Genomic DNA, 20,948 nt, shown 5'->3' with positions numbered 1-20,948 from the left:
GCTTACTTCTCCTTGACCTCAGTGGCGCCAGGCTCTTGGCTGATGCCGAGTTCACGCTCACGCAGGACAGTATACATCCTGGCTATGCCGTGCTTGACCGCCTTGAGGCGAGCGCTGTTTTCAAGTTGACCAGTTGCTGCCTGGAAGCGCAAGTTAAAAAGCTCTTCCTTAGACTTCTTTAAGAAGCCTTCAATTTCAGCATTAGTCTTCTCGTTTAAATTCTTGATGGTGTAGTCTGCAGTTCCGACTGGCATCAGATGTCACCGCCTTCACGCGCAATAACACGGCATTTCATTGGGAGCTTGTCGATAGCGCGGCGCAAAGCCTCGCGAGCGACGTCCTCAGAAACACCACCGATCTCGAACATTACACGACCTGGGTGAATGTTGGCAATCCAGAATTCTGGAGCGCCCTTACCAGAACCCATTCGTGCACCAAGCGGGTGCTTGGTTAATGGACGATCAGGGAAAACCGTAATCCACACGCGACCACCACGCTTAATATAGCGGGTCATTGCGATACGGGCTGCCTCGATCTGACGGTTAGTGATGTACGCCGGAGCCAGCGCCTGAATACCGAAATCGCCGAAAGCGATAGCGGTTCCACCCTTAGACATGCCGCTACGGGTAGGACGGTGCTGCTTGCGATATTTAGTCCTTTTTGGGATAAGCATCTGCTCACTCCTTCGTTTCCGTTGCGGCAGGAGCTTCAGCAGCTACAGCCTCGGCTGGCTTTTCGGCCTGTGCCTCGGTAGCCTTCTGCTGATTGGCAGAGCGTGCGCCACGACGTGGACGACGATCGCCACGGCGACCTTCACGCTTACCCTGCTGAGCCTGCTGCTCTTCGAACTCACGCTCAGTCATATCGCCCTTGTAAATCCAAACCTTTACGCCAATACGGCCGTAAGTGGTCTTAGCTTCAAAGAAGCCGTAATCAATAAGGGCGCGCAAGGTCTGCAGTGGAACGCGACCTTCGCGGTAGAACTCAGAACGGCTCATTTCGGCGCCACCAAGGCGACCAGAGAGCTTAATACGGATACCCTTGGCACCTGCGCGCATTGCGTCTTGCTGTGCCTTACGCATAGCGCGACGGAATGTAACGCGGTTAGTCAACTGTTCCGCAATTCCCTGAGCAACTAATTGAGCGTCAAGTGCAGCGTTCTTTACTTCAAAGATGTTGAGCTGTACTTGCTTACCAGTGAGCTTCTCAAGCTTTGCACGAACACGCTCGGCTTCTGCGCCACGACGACCGATGATAATACCTGGACGAGCGGTGTGAATATCCACACGAACGCGGTCACGGGTACGCTCGATAACAATGCGGGACACGCCTGCACGTTCGAGGTCATGGCTCATTTCCTTGCGAATCTTGTCATCCTCAAGGACGAAGTCACGGTAACGCTCGCCGGCTTTAGTAGAATCGGAGAACCACCTAGAGCGATGATTCTCGGTAATGCCCAGGCGATAGCCGAAAGGATTGATCTTCTGACCCATCTTTAGCGATCCCCTTCCTTAAGCGAGACGATAACAGTGATATGGCTTGTGCGCTTGTTAATGCGCGCAGCGCGACCCTGTGCACGAGCACGGAAACGCTTAAGCGTTACGCCCTCATCCACATAAGTTTCCTTGATGACCAAGTCTTGCTCGCGGAATGGTTCTCCAGCCTTTTCGGCCTTAACGCGAGCATTAGCGATCGCGCTTTCAAGAACCTTGCGCACCGGCAACGATGCGTCTTGAGGAGCAAACTTCAAAATGGTAATAGCTTCGCTTGCACGCTTGCCTCGGATGAGGTCGACCATGCGGCGAGCCTTGCGCGGCGTCACACGTACGTGACGAGCGATTGCTTTAGCTTCCATGTGTCCTAACTCTCCTTTAGCGGCGTGCTTTCTTGTCGTCCTTCACATGACCCTTGAAGGTCTTGGTTGGGGCGAATTCACCGAGCTTATGACCAACCATTGCTTCGGTAACGAATACCGGCACATGCTTGCGGCCATCGTGTACGGCAAAGGTGTGTCCAATGAAATCAGGAGTGATCATCGAACGACGCGACCACGTCTTGATGACGTTATGCGTGCCCTTGTCGTTTTGCTCATCGACTTTCTTCTGTAAGTGGGCGTCGACGAAAGGGCCCTTCTTGATGCTACGAGTCATCTGTTCGACACTCCCTTACTTGCGGTTCTTACCATTCGGACGACGACGAACAATCATCTTGTTCGAAGCCTTCTTCGGACGGCGGGTACGAACCTCGCCCTTGCCCCATGGAGAAACAGGTGGTTTACCACCACGGGTACGACCACCATGAGGGTGATCAACAGGGTTCATAGATTCGCCTCGGGTGATTGGCCTGCGACCAAGCCAACGAGCACGACCTGCCTTACCAAGCTCGATATTAGCGTGGTCGGAGTTGCCAACCTCGCCGATTGTAGCGCGGCAACGAGCGTCCACGTTACGAATTTCGCCAGATGGCATACGCAACTGAACGTAAGCGCCATCCTTAGCTACGAGCTGAACGGCAGCACCTGCGGAGCGTGCAATCTTTGCGCCACCAAGTGGACGAAGCTCGATTGCGTGAACCACGGTACCAGTTGGGATGTTCTTAAGAGGCAAGTTGTTGCCTGGCTTAATATCAGCCTTGGCGCCAGTCTCAATAACATCTCCCTGGGAAATGCCTTCAGGAGCGATAATGTAGCGCTTCTCACCATCTGCATAATGCAACAATGCGATGCGAGCGGAACGATTAGGGTCATACTCAATGTGAGCAACCTTTGCTGGCACGCCATCCTTGTCCCAACGCTTAAAGTCAATGAGACGATACTGACGCTTGTGTCCGCCGCCGCGATGGCGGGAAGTCATGCGACCGTAAGAGTTACGACCGCCAGTTTTGCTGAGTTTGCGTACCAACGACTTTTCAGGAGTGGAACGCGTAATCTCGGAGAAGTCCGAAACCGAAGCGTTACGACGTCCTGCAGTCGTAGGCTTATAAACGCGGATAGCCATAATGTAGTATTCCTTTACTTTTCTCGGCTAGCCTTCAGTTACCAAAGATATCGATTGTCTGGCCTTGTGCCACGGTGACAATAGCGCGCTTTTGATTCACACGACGACCGAAGCCGGTGCGGGAGCGCTTAAGCTTGCCAGCGCGGTTCAAGGTATTAACATTCGTTACCTTGACCTTGAAGATCTCTTCGATAGCCTGCTTAATCTGAACCTTATTAGCATCTGGAGCTACAACGAAGGTGTACTGGCCACGATCGGAAGCTGCATAGCTTTTTTCGGAAACAACAGGCTTTAAAATGATGTCATGTGCTGGGTTATGGACTGCGACCATTTAAATCAGGCCTCCTTAACTTCAGGCTCGGTCTTAGCTGCAACGAAGGCTTCGAAACCTTCCTTGGAGAAGACGACGTACTGAGCGGTGATGACATCGTAGGTGTTGAGCTGATCAGCGAAGATCACATGCACCGTAGGAATGTTACGAACAGACATCCACTCGTTGATGTTCTCGCGAGAGAGAACAACGGTGGTGAACTGATCCTTAGTTACTGGTGTAAGTGCTGCAACAGCTGCCTTGGTGGATGGAACATCCTTAATGCCAAAGTCCACAATTGCAATGCGACCAGCATTTGCACGATCCGAAAGAGCATAACGAAGAGCAGCTGCCTTCATCTTCTTTGGAGTACGCTGATCGTACTTGCGAGGAACTGGACCGTGTACAACGCCACCATGCACCCACTGTGGAGCGCGAATGGAGCCTTGACGAGCACGACCAGTGCCCTTTTGCTTCCATGGCTTCTTACCGCCACCAGATACGTTAGCGCGATTCTTAACCGCGTGAGTACCCTGGCGAGCAGCAGCAAGCTGAGCAATAACGACCTGATGAACCAATGGGCCGTGAGCCAAAACGTCTTCGTTGGAGATGCCGAAAATCTCGGCAGGAGCTTCAACAGTGCCGTTTGCCTTGCCCTTGGTGTCAGTTACGTTCAGAGTTACGTTTGCCATTTAAATCAGGCTCCCTTCACTGCCGAACGGACTAGAACGATAGCACCCTTAGGTCCTGGAATAGCACCCTTGATAGCTAAAATACCGTTCTCAACATCCGAAGAAACGATTGTGAGGTTGAGCGCAGTAGAAGTCACATGACCCATGCGACCAGCCATACGCTTGCCCTTCAAAATGCGGCTTGGAGTTGCACATGCGCCCACAGAACCTGGACGACGTTCATTCTTGTGCGAGCCGTGAGTACGACGGTAAGACTTGAAGCCCCAACGCTTGATTGTGCCAGCAAAGCCTTTACCCTTTGTAGTACCCGTTACGTCGACTTCTGCACCTTCAGCAAATACCTCAGCGGTCAATTCCTGACCTGGCTTGTAATCTGCTGCATTTTCAGTGCGCACCTCAGCGAGGTGACGACGAGGAGTCACGCCAGCCTTTGCAAAGTGACCAGCCAATGGCTTGGTAACCTTGGTAGGATCAATCTGGCCATAACCGAGCTGTACGGCGCAATAACCGTCAGTTTCTTCGGTCTTAACAGCGGTAACTACGTTGGTAGCAACCTCAACCAGAGTTACGGGGACAAAAAGGCCGTTTTCATCCCAAACCTGGCTCATGCCCAGCTTACGGCCGAGCAAAGCAGTGCGATTCTTATTTTGCGACATTATTTACCCCCCTTCCTACAGCTTAATCTCGATATTTACATCCGCAGGCAGGTCAATGTGCATCAAAGAATCCACAGCCTTTGGCGTTGGATCAACGATGTCAATGAGGCGCTTATGAGTGCGCATCTCGAAATGCTCGCGAGAATCCTTATATTTGTGAGGAGAACGGATAACAACAAACACGTTCTTCTCGGTCGGCAGAGGAACCGGACCCACTACTGTGGCGCCCGCGTTCGTCACCGTCTCGACGATTTTCTTCGCCGATTGGTCGATGACCTCATGGTCATAGGACTTAAGCCTGATGCGGATTTTCTGTCCCGCCATTGCCGTCCGCCCTTTCTAGCGATTCGTTTACTGTTTACCAACCTGTATTAAAGGGCACCGGGAGAATAGACACTAAAGGCCATTCCACATCAGTGCGCAGCCTACAAAAATCAACAAAAAACTGCGATTTCTGCTTCTGCGCTCGCTTTTTTGAATTACAATATGCGAGCCTTAAAAACAGGCAACTAAGTAATTAAACCATCAACCTTGGATTAACAAAAATCGGGCGTGTCGGCTATTTTCCAACGAAAAATGGCAGAAACTACAGCTAGTGCAGCCTCTGCCATTTATAACTAAATATGCAATAAATTACTCAATAATCACTTAGATTCACGCTCTAAACGCATACGATGACCTTCTTCTTGAGAAACGCCATAATATGCTGCAATCGCAATATCCTTCATATCTTCGATTTGAGGAATACGCGGATTTGCAGGAGCGCACTGATCTTCGTAAGCACGCATACCGATCTGATCCAACAAAGACCAATAGTATTCTTCATCCACACCGCACGCCTTAAACGAGGCATCCATGCTAAGAAGATTGTCCCTGTAGTTTTCAACAGCACGCGCCAAATTCTCTACGCCCTCCTGAGGAGTTTTACCAGGATCTACGCCAAGATTCTTAGCAAGCTGCTGGTAGCGCTCTGGAGCAATGTAGCGATTGTACTTTGGCCAGCTTGTAGGCTCTTGTGGAATTTGACCATTGTAGCGAATTACATAAGGCAGCAAAATTGCATTCGTGTGACCGTGCACAACGTGGCACAAAGCTCCGATTGTATGCGCCATTGCGTGGCACATTCCAAGGAACGCAGAGCCAAACGCCATTCCAGCCATAGTAGCTGCGTTATGCATCTTCTCTTGCGCTTGAATCTTGCGCTCAGAATCTTCGGCATTCACAGAATCGTTAAGATTATCCCAAATCAACTTTGCTGCATGCAAAGCCATTGCGTCCGTAAAGTCGTTAGCATAAACAGATGCAAAGGCTTCCATAGAGTGCGTCAAAGCGTCAAAACCAGAATCGCAAGCAAGTTTTCTAGGCTGAGTACGCGCCAAAACAGGATCCACAATTGCAACCGAAGGCGTAATCGCGTAATCCGTAATCGGATACTTGTAACCCGTCTTATGGTCTGTAATAACAGCAAACGGAGTAACTTCCGATCCTGTTCCAGAAGACGTTGGCACGCAAATCAAGCAAGCCTTTTTACCAAGAGGCGGAATCTTAAACGCGCGCTTTCTAATATCAAAGAACTTCTCGCGCAAATCTGCGAAGGAAATTTCTGGGTGCTCGTAAAGAAGCCACATAATCTTTGCAGCGTCCATTGGAGAACCGCCGCCAACAGCAATAATCGTGTCTGGCTGGAACTCTTCACGCATCATTTCCGCACCGCGCTCAACAGTTTCAACGCTTGGCTCTGGCTCAACGTAGTCAATAATTCTAAACGTTACGCGATTATCTCTAGCGCGAAGCTGATCAATCACCTTGTCTATAATTCCAAGCTGTTCCATCACTTTATCGCACACAATAACGGCACGCTCAATGCCATACATGTCACGCAAATAACGAACAGCATTCGGCTCAAAATACGTTTTGGCCGGAATCTTGAACCATTGCATATTGTTATTCCTTCGCGCTATGCGCTTTATATTAATAAGATTGACTGCTTGAACGTTTCCAGAAACAGAGTTTCCACCATAAGAACCGCATCCCAAAGTTAAAGAAGGCGCGATTGCATTGTAAATATCTCCAACGCCGCCCAAAGATCCTGGGGAGTTCCAAATGATTCGGCATGCGTGCATGCGGCTGCCATATTCGCGAGCAAGCTGCTGATTATTGGTGTGAATTACAGCAGTGTGGCCTGCTCCGTGAACAAGCATCTTCTCGCACATTTCAAAGCCTTGTTCTTTGCTATCTGCCTTAAGCAAAGCATGAACAGGAGCCAACTTTTCCATTGTTAGCGGCTCCATCTCGCCAACTTCTTTGCATTCGGCAATAAGAATCACGGCATCTTCTGGAATCTCAAATCCAGCCTGCTGCGCAATAAATTGAGGTGACTTTCCAGGAACAACAGAATTAAGCTTTGGAGTCTGGCCGCTGTAAGACGTGCAACCAAACATGTATTGCTCAAGCTTTGCCTTTTCTTCTTCGTTTACAAAGTAAGCTTTACGGCGCTTTAATTCTAACTTCAAAGCATTGTACACATCTTTATGCGCAATAATCGCCTGCTCGGTTGCGCAAATCATGCCGTAGTCAAAATGCTTTGAAAGTACCAAATCGTTTGCAGCGCGCTCAATATCTACATCTGCATCAACGTATGCTGGAGCGTTTCCTGCGCCAACGCCCAATGCTGGCTTTCCCGAAGAATAAGCAGCCTTAACCATTCCAGGGCCGCCCGTTGCAAGAATTGTTGCAACGTCTGGGTGCTTCATCAAAGCTCCCGTAGCTTCGATTGATGGGTGTTCAATCCACTGAATGCAGTTTTCTGGCGCGCCCGCTTCTATTGCTGCATCGCGCACAATCCTAGCCGCTTCTGCAGAGCACTTTTGAGCAAATGGATGGAAGCCAAAAATAATTGGGCAACGAGTTTTAAGTGCGATTAACGACTTAAAAATGGCTGTGGAAGTTGGGTTTGTAACTGGTGTAACACCCGCCACAATGCCAACTGGCTCAGCGATTTCGTCGATTCCAAGAACGTCATCTTCTCTAATAATGCCAACCGTACGCTGGCCTGCAAGATAATGCGTAATATGTTCGCATGCAAAGATGTTTTTTGTAGCCTTATCTTCCACTAATCCTCGGCCTGTTTCTTCAACAGCCATTTTTGCCAAGACTAAGTGCTTGTTTAAAGCTGCGATTGAGGCCTTTGCTACGATTCTATCTACCTGAGCCTGATTCAGCTTTTCAAATTCATCTAAAGCGACTTTTGCTTTTTTAGCTAACTCATCAACTTCTTGTTTTGCAGCTAATGCCGCTTGCTCTTTTTCATCGAGCACATTTTCTTGCGCCGTTGTTTGCGCCTGCGCCATATGGTCCTCCTCGATCTTTAGATTCCTTACGTACTTCTACGCTTTGGCACATCAACATTTACATGCATAATCTTCTATGAAAGACGCATCATAATGCTGGTATGTGATACAGTTCACAATCTACTTGATTTACTGTACTATTTTGGCTTTGCAGCGAGTTGCGCTATTTATGAGCGAGGTTTATCCTCTAATGTTCGTTATTTGTTCTTATTTGTAATGATTTATGTGCGATTTACTGAAAAATTTTCTAGAATGTTAGATTTAGAGACAACTTGCAAACGATTAATAACATTTAACTTGATTTAGATTACGCACGAATAAAAACACAAATAAAAAATGGCTCCCAGCATAAGCCAGAAGCCATTGAAGTTGTAATTCTTCGCAGCTTAACGCTTCGAGAACTGAGGTGCACGACGTGCCTTGTGCAAACCAGCCTTCTTGCGTTCCACAACGCGAGAGTCGCGGGTCAAGAAGCCAGCCTTCTTTAGGGAAGCACGGTTTGCATCGCGGTCAATAGCATTCAAAGCGCGGGCAACGCCCAAGCGAATTGCGCCTGCTTGACCAGTGGTGCCGCCGCCGTCTACCAAAACGACAACGTCGAACTTACCTTCAAGCTTTAGAAGCACGATTGGGGAATTAACTTCGCGCTGCAATAAGCGAGATGGGAAGTATTCCTCAAGAGTGCGGCCATTAATAGTCCACTTACCAGAACCTGGAACCAAGCGAACACGAGCAACGGCTTCCTTACGACGACCAGTGCCATAGCCTGGAGCAATAGCGGAAGTACCAGTGCCTGCGCCAGCGTTGGTTTCGGTGGTGTAGCTAGTCAGTTCTTCTTCGTTCTCAAGAACCGCGGAGTTGTTGTTATCTACCATAATCATATTCTCCTTACGATTCACTTAGCCTGCTGGCTAACCTGAGAGATCTCGAAGACCTGTGGCTTTTGCGAAATATGAGGATGCTCAGCGCCAGTGAACACACGAAGGCGATCAAGCTGAACCTTAGCAAGACGATTCTTTGGAAGCATTCCCTTAACAGCGGAAACGATGATGCGCTTTGGATTCTTCTCCAAAAGCTCAGCATAGCTATCGCGGCGAAGTCCACCTGGACGGCCAGAGTGGGAATACAATTCCTTGCTCAACTTATTGCCAGTCAAAGCAATCTTATCTGCGTTAATAATAATAACGTGATTGCCAGAATCAGCGTGAGGAGCATAAGTTGGCTTATTCTTACCACGAAGCAAAATAGCTACCTGGGAAGCCAAGCGACCAAGCACCACATCAGTGGCGTCGATAATGTACCAGTCATGAGTTAAATCTGCTGGTTTCGGTGTGAAAGTCTTCACAATCGTACCTTTTCTCTATTGTGTTTCGAGCTTTATATCTTCTTGGTTTATAGAAAATACTCTACTCATAATCCGTGGGCTCCCTGAAAGTCCTCGATGGCGAGTGGGAAAAGCGCTTTGAAGGACCCCTTAGGGAAACACAACAATCTGCAAGTATATCGCCATATGACGACTATTTGCAAATTTCTATTTTACATACAATGCGGACTACATCACGGACCACAATGTTATGCAAATGCGGACTACAACGCTCGCAAGTCAAAAACAAACGCTGCAGCCCGCAATTATTTACGCATCTATCTCTACTTATTCATGATTTGCGCTAAAGACTTAACTCTAGGCAAGTCGAATAAATCGTCCAAAAGAACAGGATTGCAATCGGCATCTGCCAAAGGAATACGCCAATTTGGATATTCGTTGTTTGTTCCAGGCTGATTTTGCGCTCTGTGCTCGCCAGTTGCATCAACAATAGATGCAGCAAGCAACTTAGAAGGTGCAGCTTTAAGCGCTTTATACAACGCTTCAACAATCTCCTGCTCATGCTGCGATTCGTCCTCTAGCGCGCTTTCGCTTAAGAATCCGCTAGAAACAAGCATCTTAAGCATTGCATTATGCTCTTTAACAGCGTCAGCGCGGAACTCTTCTACAGATCCAGTAAGAAGATTCAAACGCTCACGAATGTTAACATGCTCGTAGTTTAAGTACCCTGCGGCAGGTGGCATATCGTGAGTATTTACAGATGCAAGCGTCATTTCGCGCCACTTCTTAGGCTCGCGGAATACGTTGTTACTCTGTTCAAACCACTCAACTGTACAGCCAAGAACCTTGTTTTTAGCCAAAACTTCTAGAGTTTCAGCTGGCACAACGCCAAGATCTTCTCCAACTACAACGCCATTAGCGCGCGTTGCTTCAATCGCAAGAATGCCAAGCATAATGTTTGCATCGTAGTAAACATAGGCACCGTCGCCTGGAGTGGATCCTTCTGGAATCCACCAAAGGCGGAAAAGTCCAAGAATATGGTCAATTCGTACAGCTCCTGCAGAAGCAAACATGCCATGAACCATATCTCTGTAGGTCTTAAAGCCCGTGCGCTCAAGCTCAAACGGATTAAGCGGAGGCTGGGACCAATTTTGACCCTGCTGGTTAAAGTAATCAGGTGGGGCGCCAACGCACGCACCATTTGCAAATCGCTCTGGATTCCACCAAACTTCAGAACCTGCTGGATGCACACCAACGGCCATATCCGACATAATTCCAATGCGCATGCCTGCTTTTTTAGCCGCCATTTGCGCGTCGTGCAACTGACCAAACGCAATCCATTCAAGCCAGCGATAAAACTCTAGCGTATCTGGGAACTGCTTTGCTAAAGCGCTAATCTCATCGGAATCCTTAGTAAGATGCTTCTCCCAGCAATCGCTGCCGTTAGGAGCGCCCCACTTATCGTAGCAAAGGCACCAAGTCGCATAAGATTCAAGCGTATCTCCCATATCTTTTTTAAACGCTTCAAACTCTTGTGCGCGAGCGGATTGCATGCCCGACTTAAAAATAATCCACAAAGCATGCATTTTTACACGCCACATTGCGTCGCGGTCAATAATCTGAGCATCGTTATTAAGAGGCTCTACTTGACTATGCAAATCGTCAACACTTTTGCGGTCTTGTTCGCTAAGAAGATTATATTCTGGAATGCTTTCTGGGCGAATATACGTAACGTTTACCATTGACCTGGCAACAGGCAAATATGGAGACGGAGTTAATGGGGCAACTGGTTCGCCTGCATGAAGCGGATTTATAAGAACAAAATCTGCTCCCGACTTTTCTTTAGCCTTAACAAGCAAATCAGCCAAATCGGCGTAATCTCCTACACCCCAAGACTTAGACGAACGAATTGAATAGAGCTGAGCCATCCAACCCCAAATCTGCTTGCCGTCTTTTTCTAACTTGTCAATCGTATCAATGCTTTCTGGCGCGCTAATAAGAGTGGCCTCTTCTACGCGATCCGCAACGCTAACGCGCAAAGTGTGGTAACCCATTGGAACGTCTGCAGGAATCTTAAGCAAAGATGTTGCTACAAACTTGCCGTCTACTGGAATTGCAACGTCGTTTTTAGAGGGCAAAATCTGCAAATCACCCTTGTATTCGCTGCCATCTTCCAAAACAAGCTTTGCAGTAGGATACTCCAAAATCCCTGTATTTACGCTTACTTCGCTTTCTTTTCCAACGGTATGCAAAACTGTTGGCGCAACTAAGCGAGTGTGACGCTCGTTAAGGATTTTTTGCGTGGATTCTTCGATTTGTTCATCGGTTTGCGCTTCTACACATAGCGAGCGCAATACTTTTACAAGCACGCTGTCGGCAATTTGATGCTCAACTCCGTCTGATCCAACGAATTTAGAGCGAACGCCCATCAGCTCAGCCAATCGCTTCAATGGGCTTGCTGGCTTAGTGGTTTCTTCATTTTTAGTGTTCATATTTTCCATAGTAATATATGTGTGTACGTGTGTACGTATTTACGTGTATACGCGTGTTGTTTATGCAAACGTATGCAAACGTATGCAATTATTGTTTATTTTACGTTTATCCTCAAGACTTAAGTCTGATTTAATGGTATTTATTTATTTCTATTTATTTGCCACTATTCAAAACGCCTAGAGCTGCAAGCGAAACGTCCGAGTCTTTGTCTTTAGATAAAGCCACTAAAGTCGGCTGCGACACGCCAGGATTAAGTGCCACTGCTCGCCTAACCATTGCGGAAAGCACTGGAGAATCATCATCTTGTTCACTTGCGCCAAGCGACGCTAAATAATCCAATGTTTTTGCATCAATTCCATCTGTTTGAGCGCCTTCTAATCGCATTTTCCAAGATGTTCGCGGATTACATAACGCTGCATCTCTAACTTCTGCGCAAGAATCTTTAGTAAGCCTTCCAACAAGCCAATTCTTAGCATTTTTGTTCTTTGCAACAGCTAAACGGACTTTACTAGACTCGTCTTGAGAAAGCTTAACCAAGATATTCGGGAATGGCATTACCGTTGCTAAATGCACGCGATCTTCTTCTGGAGTATTTGCATTACCTGCTACAGCTTCCAAAAGTGCAGTCGCCCTAGAAAATCCTGCCTGATCAGACCTATCCGGTAGTTCTTTGATAGCAAATTCATGCAGCTCTTTAGAGTTGGTGGAATGCCTTAAGCGCTCATAAACCGCTGTTAATGGATTGTAGGAATCATTTGAATTTTGGCCTAAATCATTGCCTAAATCGTTGTCCAAATCACCGTCTTGCTTAACATTGTTTTGATTTTGCACATCAGTCATAAGCCACTCACCAACCTTTGCCTAGTCACCTTATAATCTATCAGCTTTGCAACACAAATCTTATATTTGAGAAATCACAGAAAACGCAAATCAGCAAATTCTACTACAAACACCACAAAAATCAGGAATTATTGCACCAGCAAACGTATTTTTTACTGCTTCAAGGAATCTATCTGACTCTTCACACGGCACGCATGCTTTTAATTCAATAGAAACGCCGTATTCTTCGTTTACAACTTCCGCATTGTGCTTTAGCAATAAATGCTTAAACATTCTTAACTGCGTGTATTCAATTTTGCAAGAAAAACATTTGCACGAAACAATGTCTGCCATTTGGCTATTCTGCACAGATCCAGCAGCAGCACGCGAATACGCACGCATCAATCCGCCAGAGCCAAGCAAAATCCCACCAAAATAGCGCGTAACTGTTACAACAATGTCTGTAAGGCTAGATGCGTGCATAACATCTAAAATCGGCTTACCAGCTGTACCAGCTGGCTCACCGTCATCGCTCATGCGCTCGCACAATCTACCATTGTTATCTCCGCAAATCGCAGCATACGCAACGTGCCTTGCTTTTGGATTGCTTAGTCTAATGGATTCTACAAAATCCATTGCTTCTTCGAGACTAGAAACATGGCAAGCATCCGAAATAAATTCGGACTTCTTTTCTACAAACGAATAGTGCGAAGGGTTGTTAGGTAAATCGGTTATAGTTCGCATACTCTAAATATTGCTTAAAACGCCTACTTTTTAAAACGTAACGATTAAAAACTCACGGCTTTATAAATCACGACTTATCGTAGCGCATTAAGTGGTCTACAACGTCTACAAGCTCAGCAACCTTTTTATCGGTAACCCTTTTATCTGCGGCATTTTGAGCTTCATCTAAAGCTTTTGATATTTCTTGATGAGCAACTATAAGCGCAACTGCCCTAAGAGCTGCTGTAGAAGCAGAAAGCTGCATAAGAATATTGTTGTAGTCTTCACCTTTTTCAACCATATTTTCAACAGCGTGAACTTGTCCGCATACTCTATGCAAGCGAACCAACATCTTCTCTTTATCTATGTTGTAGTCACTCATAAAAACCTCGTACAAAACATTGCGTTTACATTAATTATGCGTTGTATAGTATGCAAAAACTACAAACGCCAAAAATAGCTATGTTTATAGAATAAATTATGCATAATATACAACGCAACTATTTTTATCTCTATTTAATATCTTATCAATATATAGCGCAATATATACGTTTTGCTAAAACTACAGATCCCGAAATCAAAAGTGCAGCCAAAGAGAACATTAACATTGTCTCAACTTTTACACCCGTTGTTACTAAATACCCAGACCGCTCGCCTAAACGAGAATGCCTGCGTCTTTGGCTTCTTGCTCCCTTTCTATGCGGATCACTTTCCTGAGGATTCTGCGGTTCTTGCGGGGTTTGCGGATCTTGCGGATCTTGTGGACCTTGCGGATTCTTGGAGCCTTGCGGATTCAGCAGGTCTTGGGAACCGTGGGAGCCTCGTGGATTCTGCGAACCCTGAGGATTCTTGGATTCTTGCGGATTCTTCTTACCGTGCGAACCTTGCGGATCTTGCGGATCTTGGGAACCGCGCAAACCTTGCTGAGCAGCCTTATAAGTGCCCTCTTTAGAACCTTCTTTAGACTCCTTCTTGCCGCCTTCTATCTTAGTTTCATCTTGATTAGAGCCACCCTGTGAGCCACTTTGTGGGCCACTTTGCGAACCACTCTGAGTGCCAGCACCACCTTGCGTTCCAGCACCGCCTTGCGAAGCAGACTCGCCAGACTTACCACCAGGCTGCGTACCTGCACTAGACTGACCGCCCTGAACGCCGCCAGATTTGCCGCCAGATTCACCTTGCGTTCCAGCAGCTCCAGAACCAGCAGCTCCAAGCTGCGTATTACCGCCCGCCTGTGCTCCACCCTGTTTTCCAGCGCCACCTTGTGTACTGGCAGCTCCAGAACCAGCAGTTCCAGCACCGCCCTGAGCGTTACCAGCACAAGGCTTACCACCTTGCATTCCAGCAGTACCAGTCGCACCAGATTCACCAGGCTTACCAGCAGTACCAGCACCAGGCTCACCCTTACCACCAGATTCACCAGGCTTAACACCTGGCTGCGTACCTGCACCAGACTGACCGCCCTGCGTACCATGCGTTACAGATTCAGAACCTTGCGGAGACTTTGGATTCTGCCCATCTTGATTAGAAACAATGTTATCTACAACAGCGCCGCCAGCAGACGTTTTTGGATCCACTTCCGCACTTGTAACATTCCCATTATTTTCGCCATTTTGACCACTCTGTGCACCACCTTGAGTACCAGCACCGCCCTGCGTTCCAGCACCACCTTGCGAACCCGACTCACCAGGTTTACCAGCAGATTCACCAGGTTTACCGCCCTGCGTACCAGAATTACCGCCAGATTCACCTTGCGTACCAGGATTACCTTGAGTACCAGACTCACCAGGCTTACCAGCAGATTCACCAGGCTTACCGCCCTGCGTACCAGAATTACCGCCAGATTCACCTTGCGTACCAGAACCACCTTGCGAACCAGGATTACCGCCAGGCTTACCACCATGTGTCACATCGGTTCCAGAGCCGCCTTGCACACCCGACTCACCAGGCTTATTGCCAGGCTGCGTACCAGATTGCACACCGCTTTGCGAACCGCTCTGCGAGCCAGTGCCACCTTGAGTACCAGCACCGCCCTGTGTACCAGGTTGCGCACCAGAACCACCCTGCGCACCTGGCTTACCACCAGGCTGCGTACCAGTCACACCAGCACCAGCGCCTTCACCCGTATTCGGAGAATTATTCACAGCATTTTTGCTAAACAAAATTCTGCTTTCCGCATCGTTGTACGCAGTCTTAAGCGCCTCTACTCTAGACGAGCCAGGAATTTCATATATAAAAACGTACATTCCATTTTGGCCAACATTCCAAGAGTTTATGTTGATGGTATTTGGATCCGCACTGGCAGAATTACCCGCACTTGCAGAATCATTTCCACCAGCGGCTTTATCTTCATTCTTACCAGGCTCTGCGCCTTCCTTCTTTCCAGGCTCTGCATCTTCCTTCTTTCCAGTCTCTGCACCTTCCTTCTTTCCGCCAGCCTCATTATCTGGTTTAATAATCACCTTTCTATCTGCAATCGTATAAGTACCATTTTTAAGCGGCACACTCCATTCGCTGATTTCTTTGTGATTATCGTCTTCATTAGGCTCCCTAGCCGATCTTGGAGCAAGCTTAGCCATAGATTCTTTATCGGTAGCACCATTTTCATACCCAATCCACCACAAGCGAATTTTCATATCCGCATCGGCAGTAAAGTCATATTCCTTATTCCTCTTAAATTCCCCATAATCTTTTGGCAATCCGCTAACCACAATCGTATCGGACACCACATTATCTACCTTATTTTTTACGTGATTAATCTTTGGCTTTGCCTTATTCGATACAGTAGATTCGTCGATGCCAAATCCTTCAACATAGTCGCTAGCAATAAACTTTTTAGTACCTTCTTCTTGATTTTCAGACGTAATAGTCCAAACCCAAGTTCCGAATAATCCTTGCTCCGCATCCGTAACCTTATATTCTGCAGCGTTTTCAAGATCTGCATGGTCTAAATCGCCATTTGTAACGTGAGCAACTGCCTTAACTTCTTTATCTTCCCCAGAAAAATCAACATCACTTGCAGCAACTTGACGAATATTCTTATCGGCTCGCAACTCCTTTATGTAATCTTTTACACTCTTGTTACTTGCTATTTCTCTTTTTTTCAAAATATCTTTATGCGAACCAACAAAGTAATACCCTCTAGCTCTAACGTTCTTTTTATCTATCCAAGTATCGTTTTTGCTATCTTTAAGACTACTTTTTACAACAACATCAACCGAATCGCCAACTTTTAGACTTTTATTAACAACTTTTGAAGATACGATTGGCTGGAACTGCCTATGAACATTAAACTTAAAATTATCCATAGTAAACTTAACGTCTTCTTTTTTTAAGTACAATAAGGTTGTTCCAGAACTTCTCTTTTGGGACCTCAATCTAGGCAGATAATATTCTCCGCTAATCTCCGCTTCTCCGTCCCCTGTGGCAACCCAGCTAACAGTAGTACTATTATTAGAAAAACTACCTAAACTACCCTCAAGTTCTGCAGTTTTATTGCCTTTGTTGTCTACAAACTTTAAATTTTCATTGTTGGATTTTAATTTAAACTTAGTTGCCTCTCCCAAACCAGAACCGTAAGTCATGCCATATCCAAAAATATTTAAATAGCCAGATTTAGTTCCTGTAGAAGAGCTATCGCTAATATATATTCTTGTTATAGTAGAGTTTTTAGCATCAGTCCATACAGATTTGGATCTGGACTCTATGAATTCAATAGAGCCAAATCCACCTTTTTTAGCAGTATCCCACTCAGATCTATTTGTATCAAGATTATCGTGAAGCGCATATGCTGCAGCAGCTAATTGATCTGAATTACTACTTTTCATAGAATCGCTAATCAACTTTGCAGCGATTAAATAATCATGATTATACTGATCTGCATCTTCCCATTCCTCCTCTTTAGGTTTTTCATCACCATAATAATTTTTTCTACTAGCAGTCTCTGGCGTATTAATACAAAATATATAGCCGCCTCCATAGGCAGGAGCATATAACTTTCCATCAGTTTCATTCCGCGCGCAACTGTCTTGTTCACCTTTATACTCTGGGTTATCAAAAGCAAATGCAGCATTTATTGCACCATTACCAACAACGATTGCAATAGTCGCCAGCAACGCTGTTAGTAAAGAGAACATTCGCATACGATTATTGCGCAAAAAGATTGGAATCTTTTTACATCCATGTTTTCCCATATCAACTCCTTAAAACGTTGGTTTCTCTCGCGTGACAAACGTTTTGCTAGCCACGATGAACGGAAAAATCGCTCATGCTCTAACTATGATTTAGGGATTTCAATCTGTAAATAAAAAACTTCCAATGTGGTTAAAGGCTATTTTAGGGGGTAGTTATCCACAGAGTTATACACAATTGTGCACAATTACACACAATTTGGACGGCGGAGTTATGGGGTTATAGCCCAAAAAGCTTAACGTTTAGGATTACTTGACATTGAAAACAAAAAAGCTCCAAACCATTGATTTTCAACAGTTTAGAGCTAAATCGCGGAGTCAGAGAGATTCGAACTCTCGAGCCGCTTACGCGACTAACACCTTAGCAGGGTGCCCCTATCGGCCACTCAGGCATGACTCCACTTTGTTACCATCTAAGATAGCAACAGGTTCAAACTATATCACCGCTTGAGGACGTGCACAACACCTAAGCGACACACCAAACACACAAAAGTGACTAGCACAACACAACTCAAGCGCAGCATAACGCAAGAATTATGCAGGATTATGGTCTCCCGAAAATGTAATCACAACAGCCAACATTACTAAAGCCATTCCGCAAACATCAATCAACGTTGGCATCTCGCCAAAACCCATGCCAACAATGGCCGCAATAGCAGGATAAAGTGCTTGCATAACCGAATATCTTGCTGAAGACACTCGCTTTAGTAAAACCTGGTCTAAAAGTGTTGGAATAAAAGACGCACAAATCGCAATAACAACCATTAATCCAAGAAGTTTTAAAGATCCATAAGGCCTAGCGGCCCAAGTTGCACTAGCTTTAGGATGCACCACATTCAAAATTGCAGGAACACCAAGAACGCTCGATTGCAAAAGCCAACCAATCAAAATAGCAATGCTAACTCTATCGATTGCATTAGAACCTCTTGCAAGCATACGCCCAGATACAATGTACATTCCCCACATTGATCCGCCAATAAGAATCGCCACTAATCCAACCAAAAAATGCGGGCTTTCGTTAGACCCCATCGACGCGCTTGCAAGAAGCACTATTCCGCAAGCCGCAATAACAATTCCAACGCGCTCTCGCCAAGTTTTACCCGTTATAACAGCAACCATTAAAGGCCCTACAAATTCAATAGTTACAGCCACTCCAACGGCCATGCAGCTAATAGCCAAATAAAACATTGTGTTCATAAGAACAACGGAAATGCCTACTGCAACAACAATTAACCATTCTTTTAACGTTTTAGGAAGAGAGTTGCGAGCGCGCTTTTTACGCGAAAATGGCCTTCTCCAGGCAAGCAAAAACAAAGACATAAACCCAACGCGATACCACACAGAATATAGCGGATCGAGCTGGCTAAACGCGACTTTTGCTATAGAAGTTGCTAGATAAACAATTGCGGCTTCTGCAACAACAATCAGCAAAACAGGCATGCGATTTAGCGCGTTTACTATGATTTGTTTCATATAGCATACCCTACACGGCAGTAGTTATATTTGCAGATTTTAAACTTGATTTTCGCAAAATTTACTGCGACACACTATTGCATAAAATCGAACGTTTGTTCTATTATAAATTCATGAGCACAGCACCGCGAGTTACGGCAGCTAAACGCGATTGGGGGCGCAATGCGTCTGGCTGCACAATACTTCACATCGATATGGACGCATTTTATGCATCACTCGAAGCGGCGCGTAATCCTAGGTTACTTGGCAAACCTGTGATTATTGGTACAGGCTCGCGCTCCGTAGTTTCGGCAGCCAGCTACGAAGCACGTAAGTATGGCGTGAATTCAGCCATGCCTACAGCGCGAGCACGCAGCTTGTGCCCTAATGGCATTTTCTTACCGGTAGATATGCCATATTACGTTTCCATTTCATCTAGGATTTTTAAGGAGGTCTTTTCAAAGATCACAGATAAGGTTGAACAGGTTTCTGTAGACGAGTGTTACATGGACGTTAGTTCCGCATTATTGCAATGGAAAACGCCCATCGCCATAGGCGAGTGGATAAGAAGCGAAGTCGCGCGTAAGTTTCATATCACTTGCTCCGTGGGGATTGCATCAAATAAATTAATCGCAAAAATGGCGTCAACGAACGCAAAGCCAGACGGAATACTGATTATCCCCCAAAATCGCAATGCTGACTTCGTTTCAATAATGCCATTACGAGCAATACCAGGAATTGGACCCGCGCTTGCTAAAAAACTAGCTACGTGGGGTATAAACAGCATTGAGATGCTTAGAAGTGTAGACGAGAACACTCTGGAACGAGTTGCTGGTTCTAAAGTTCTTGCACGAATGCTTTACAACACTTCGCGCGGAATTGACGCACGGCAAGTAACGCCCCACGTTCCAGAAAAATCCATTGGCACGGAAAGCACTCTTAATAAAGACACCACAGATATTGCAGCAGTGAAAAACCTGATCAGGCACTGCTGCAACGAAGTGGCGCAAGAGTTGCGCAAGAAAAACACAATGGCAAAAACGGTAACGCTAAAATTGCGATTCAGTGATTTACATTACGTAACAAGATGCAGAACCTTAAAAAACGTAACTGATTGCGCGCCAGAGCTATACAGGCACGCTTGCGATTTACTAGAAGACGCAAATCCAACGGTTCACAACCACAAATTAGGCGGAAATAACGTTTGTTTACTAAGTCCAATTAGGCTTGCTGGCGTTAGCGTAAGCAATCTTATAGATAAAAGTAAAGCGCTTGTTCAGCCTACAATCAGCGACATTTTAGAAGAAAGCGAAAGAGAAGACACTATAAACGCTATGCGTAAAAATTCAACAGAAATTACGCAAAACGCCATAAAAAATACGTCTGCAAGAATAAGTCACGCAGAGCACGTATTAGACGCAGTAAGAAAAAAGTATGGAAGCAATGCCGCTCAGATGGGTATTTAAGCATCTTTTTTAGGAAGAGCTGCTACGCGGTCTTCATCCCAACCAGATGGGCCAGCTTCTTGCGCTCCGCCTAAATCTCCAAGCTTGTTAAAGTACTCTACAGCAGCGTCTTTATACCATTCCCACTCTTCTGGAACGTCGTCTTCGTAGAAAATGGCCTCTACAGGGCATGCAGGCTCGCACGCACCGCAATCAACGCATTCGTTAGGATTTATGTAAAGCGTGCGATCGCCTTCGTAAATACAATCAACAGGGCACTCGTCAACACACGCTTTATCTTTAACGTCAACGCATGGTTCTGCAATAACGTAAGGCATAACAAACGCCCCCTTTCACACTCAAAAATCAACTAACTTTTCTATTATAGTTCACACCACGAGCGCAAAACGCATTGAGTCGGCATACGTAACCGCATACCGACTCAACATATTAAATTAATAGCACGTAGGGCAAAAGCCCAATGAGCAGCTACCAAAC

21 protein-coding genes and 1 tRNA gene are annotated in these 20,948 nt (G+C 46.1%); 1 reads left to right on the top strand and 21 read right to left on the bottom strand.

Annotated elements, in window-relative coordinates; all coding sequences use genetic code 11:
* Positions 1-2: 2 nt before the first annotated feature.
* From rpmC to QP420_RS02595, 20 genes are all read right to left on the bottom strand, one after another.
* On the bottom strand, positions 3-254 hold the full coding sequence (rpmC, locus tag QP420_RS02690; protein ID WP_481616479.1) for a 50S ribosomal protein L29: 252 nt from the start codon (positions 252-254) through the stop codon (positions 3-5).
* A complete protein-coding gene (gene rplP / locus QP420_RS02685; protein WP_004114362.1) occupies positions 254-673 on the bottom strand; it encodes a 50S ribosomal protein L16 in 420 nt (139 codons plus the stop codon). Before rplP ends, rpmC begins: the two co-directional genes overlap by 1 nt.
* 4 nt (positions 674-677) lie before the next feature.
* Positions 678-1,493, bottom strand: coding sequence for a 30S ribosomal protein S3 (gene rpsC / locus QP420_RS02680; RefSeq protein ID WP_004131698.1), 816 nt, complete (start codon positions 1,491-1,493; stop codon positions 678-680).
* Between the two features lie 2 nt (positions 1,494-1,495).
* On the bottom strand, positions 1,496-1,855 hold the full coding sequence (rplV, locus tag QP420_RS02675) for a 50S ribosomal protein L22 (protein WP_004114358.1): 360 nt from the start codon (positions 1,853-1,855) through the stop codon (positions 1,496-1,498).
* Positions 1,856-1,871: 16 nt separating this feature from the next.
* On the bottom strand, positions 1,872-2,150 hold the full coding sequence (gene rpsS / locus QP420_RS02670) for a 30S ribosomal protein S19 (protein ID WP_004114357.1): 279 nt from the start codon (positions 2,148-2,150) through the stop codon (positions 1,872-1,874).
* A gap of 15 nt (positions 2,151-2,165) precedes the next feature.
* On the bottom strand, positions 2,166-2,996 hold the full coding sequence (gene rplB, locus QP420_RS02665) for a 50S ribosomal protein L2 (RefSeq protein WP_060786834.1): 831 nt from the start codon (positions 2,994-2,996) through the stop codon (positions 2,166-2,168).
* A 34-nt stretch (positions 2,997-3,030) separates the two neighbouring features.
* Positions 3,031-3,327: a 50S ribosomal protein L23 gene (gene rplW / locus QP420_RS02660; protein ID WP_415688968.1), complete on the bottom strand. Its 297-nt coding sequence runs from the start codon at positions 3,325-3,327 to the stop codon at positions 3,031-3,033.
* Positions 3,328-3,332: 5 nt separating this feature from the next.
* Positions 3,333-3,998: a 50S ribosomal protein L4 gene (gene rplD / locus QP420_RS02655; RefSeq protein ID WP_060786832.1), complete on the bottom strand. Its 666-nt coding sequence runs from the start codon at positions 3,996-3,998 to the stop codon at positions 3,333-3,335.
* A 5-nt stretch (positions 3,999-4,003) separates the two neighbouring features.
* Complete coding sequence (rplC, locus tag QP420_RS02650) at positions 4,004-4,654, bottom strand: 50S ribosomal protein L3 (RefSeq protein ID WP_004116043.1); 651 nt, start codon at positions 4,652-4,654, stop codon at positions 4,004-4,006.
* 15 nt (positions 4,655-4,669) lie between these two features.
* Positions 4,670-4,978 (bottom strand): 30S ribosomal protein S10, encoded by a 309-nt coding sequence (gene rpsJ, locus QP420_RS02645; RefSeq protein WP_003808013.1) that lies wholly within the window; start codon positions 4,976-4,978, stop codon positions 4,670-4,672.
* A 320-nt stretch (positions 4,979-5,298) separates the two neighbouring features.
* Positions 5,299-8,004, bottom strand: a complete 2,706-nt coding sequence (adhE, locus tag QP420_RS02640) for a bifunctional acetaldehyde-CoA/alcohol dehydrogenase (protein WP_481616478.1) — start codon at positions 8,002-8,004, stop codon at positions 5,299-5,301.
* Positions 8,005-8,390: 386 nt separating this feature from the next.
* Positions 8,391-8,879, bottom strand: coding sequence for a 30S ribosomal protein S9 (gene rpsI, locus QP420_RS02635; RefSeq protein WP_060786867.1), 489 nt, complete (start codon positions 8,877-8,879; stop codon positions 8,391-8,393).
* Between the two features lie 20 nt (positions 8,880-8,899).
* On the bottom strand, positions 8,900-9,349 hold the full coding sequence (gene rplM / locus QP420_RS02630) for a 50S ribosomal protein L13 (protein WP_060786830.1): 450 nt from the start codon (positions 9,347-9,349) through the stop codon (positions 8,900-8,902).
* A gap of 302 nt (positions 9,350-9,651) precedes the next feature.
* Positions 9,652-11,820, bottom strand: a complete 2,169-nt coding sequence (gene malQ, locus QP420_RS02625) for a 4-alpha-glucanotransferase (protein WP_481616537.1) — start codon at positions 11,818-11,820, stop codon at positions 9,652-9,654.
* A gap of 154 nt (positions 11,821-11,974) precedes the next feature.
* A complete protein-coding gene (locus QP420_RS02620) occupies positions 11,975-12,661 on the bottom strand; it encodes an AbrB family transcriptional regulator (RefSeq protein WP_481616477.1) in 687 nt (228 codons plus the stop codon).
* 90 nt (positions 12,662-12,751) lie between these two features.
* Entirely contained in the window at positions 12,752-13,384 is a 633-nt protein-coding gene (locus QP420_RS02615; protein WP_481616476.1) for an IMPACT family protein, read from the bottom strand.
* Positions 13,385-13,451: 67 nt separating this feature from the next.
* Positions 13,452-13,745 carry a metal-sensitive transcriptional regulator gene (locus tag QP420_RS02610; protein WP_415688960.1) on the bottom strand — a complete coding sequence of 98 codons (294 nt, stop codon included), beginning with the start codon at positions 13,743-13,745 and terminating at the stop codon, positions 13,452-13,454.
* Between the two features lie 145 nt (positions 13,746-13,890).
* Positions 13,891-17,556 (bottom strand): hypothetical protein, encoded by a 3,666-nt coding sequence (locus tag QP420_RS02605; RefSeq protein WP_481616475.1) that lies wholly within the window; start codon positions 17,554-17,556, stop codon positions 13,891-13,893.
* 310 nt (positions 17,557-17,866) lie between these two features.
* A tRNA-Ser gene (locus tag QP420_RS02600) sits at positions 17,867-17,953 on the bottom strand.
* Between the two features lie 134 nt (positions 17,954-18,087).
* Positions 18,088-19,026, bottom strand: coding sequence for an EamA family transporter (locus tag QP420_RS02595; RefSeq protein ID WP_481616474.1), 939 nt, complete (start codon positions 19,024-19,026; stop codon positions 18,088-18,090).
* A gap of 113 nt (positions 19,027-19,139) precedes the next feature.
* On the opposite strand from QP420_RS02595, the gene dinB reads away from it, so the two are divergent.
* On the top strand, positions 19,140-20,471 hold the full coding sequence (dinB, locus tag QP420_RS02590) for a DNA polymerase IV (RefSeq protein ID WP_481616473.1): 1,332 nt from the start codon (positions 19,140-19,142) through the stop codon (positions 20,469-20,471).
* Here the strand turns inward: dinB and fdxA are convergent.
* A complete protein-coding gene (fdxA, locus tag QP420_RS02585; RefSeq protein WP_004131685.1) occupies positions 20,468-20,788 on the bottom strand; it encodes a ferredoxin in 321 nt (106 codons plus the stop codon). The two genes, dinB and fdxA, sit on opposite strands and share 4 nt — an antisense overlap.
* Positions 20,789-20,948 lie beyond the last annotated feature (160 nt).

It is taken from the genome of Bifidobacterium sp. UMB1197, from assembly GCF_030217745.1.
GTDB lineage: Bacteria > Actinomycetota > Actinomycetes > Actinomycetales > Bifidobacteriaceae > Bifidobacterium > Bifidobacterium vaginale_B.
The sequence above is the reverse complement of the archived record's forward strand: the minus strand, read 5'-3'. Positions and strand labels throughout refer to the sequence as shown.

Coding starts and splice junctions, on each gene's coding strand:
- QP420_RS02605 (WP_481616475.1), bottom strand. CDS start 17,556: ATGGGAAAACATGGATGTAAAAAGATTCCAATCTTTTTGCGCAATAAT.
- rpsJ (WP_003808013.1), bottom strand. CDS start 4,978: ATGGCGGGACAGAAAATCCGCATCAGGCTTAAGTCCTATGACCATGAG.
- rpsI (WP_060786867.1), bottom strand. CDS start 8,879: ATGGTAGATAACAACAACTCCGCGGTTCTTGAGAACGAAGAAGAACTG.
- rpsS (WP_004114357.1), bottom strand. CDS start 2,150: ATGACTCGTAGCATCAAGAAGGGCCCTTTCGTCGACGCCCACTTACAG.
- QP420_RS02620 (WP_481616477.1), bottom strand. CDS start 12,661: ATGACTGATGTGCAAAATCAAAACAATGTTAAGCAAGACGGTGATTTG.
- dinB (WP_481616473.1), top strand. CDS start 19,140: ATGAGCACAGCACCGCGAGTTACGGCAGCTAAACGCGATTGGGGGCGC.
- adhE (WP_481616478.1), bottom strand. CDS start 8,004: ATGGCGCAGGCGCAAACAACGGCGCAAGAAAATGTGCTCGATGAAAAA.
- rplD (WP_060786832.1), bottom strand. CDS start 3,998: ATGGCAAACGTAACTCTGAACGTAACTGACACCAAGGGCAAGGCAAAC.
- rpmC (WP_481616479.1), bottom strand. CDS start 254: ATGCCAGTCGGAACTGCAGACTACACCATCAAGAATTTAAACGAGAAG.
- rplW (WP_415688968.1), bottom strand. CDS start 3,327: ATGGTCGCAGTCCATAACCCAGCACATGACATCATTTTAAAGCCTGTT.
- rpsC (WP_004131698.1), bottom strand. CDS start 1,493: ATGGGTCAGAAGATCAATCCTTTCGGCTATCGCCTGGGCATTACCGAG.
- QP420_RS02615 (WP_481616476.1), bottom strand. CDS start 13,384: ATGCGAACTATAACCGATTTACCTAACAACCCTTCGCACTATTCGTTT.
- rplV (WP_004114358.1), bottom strand. CDS start 1,855: ATGGAAGCTAAAGCAATCGCTCGTCACGTACGTGTGACGCCGCGCAAG.
- rplC (WP_004116043.1), bottom strand. CDS start 4,654: ATGTCGCAAAATAAGAATCGCACTGCTTTGCTCGGCCGTAAGCTGGGC.
- malQ (WP_481616537.1), bottom strand. CDS start 11,820: ATGAACACTAAAAATGAAGAAACCACTAAGCCAGCAAGCCCATTGAAG.
- rplB (WP_060786834.1), bottom strand. CDS start 2,996: ATGGCTATCCGCGTTTATAAGCCTACGACTGCAGGACGTCGTAACGCT.
- fdxA (WP_004131685.1), bottom strand. CDS start 20,788: ATGCCTTACGTTATTGCAGAACCATGCGTTGACGTTAAAGATAAAGCG.
- QP420_RS02595 (WP_481616474.1), bottom strand. CDS start 19,026: ATGAAACAAATCATAGTAAACGCGCTAAATCGCATGCCTGTTTTGCTG.
- rplP (WP_004114362.1), bottom strand. CDS start 673: ATGCTTATCCCAAAAAGGACTAAATATCGCAAGCAGCACCGTCCTACC.
- QP420_RS02610 (WP_415688960.1), bottom strand. CDS start 13,745: ATGAGTGACTACAACATAGATAAAGAGAAGATGTTGGTTCGCTTGCAT.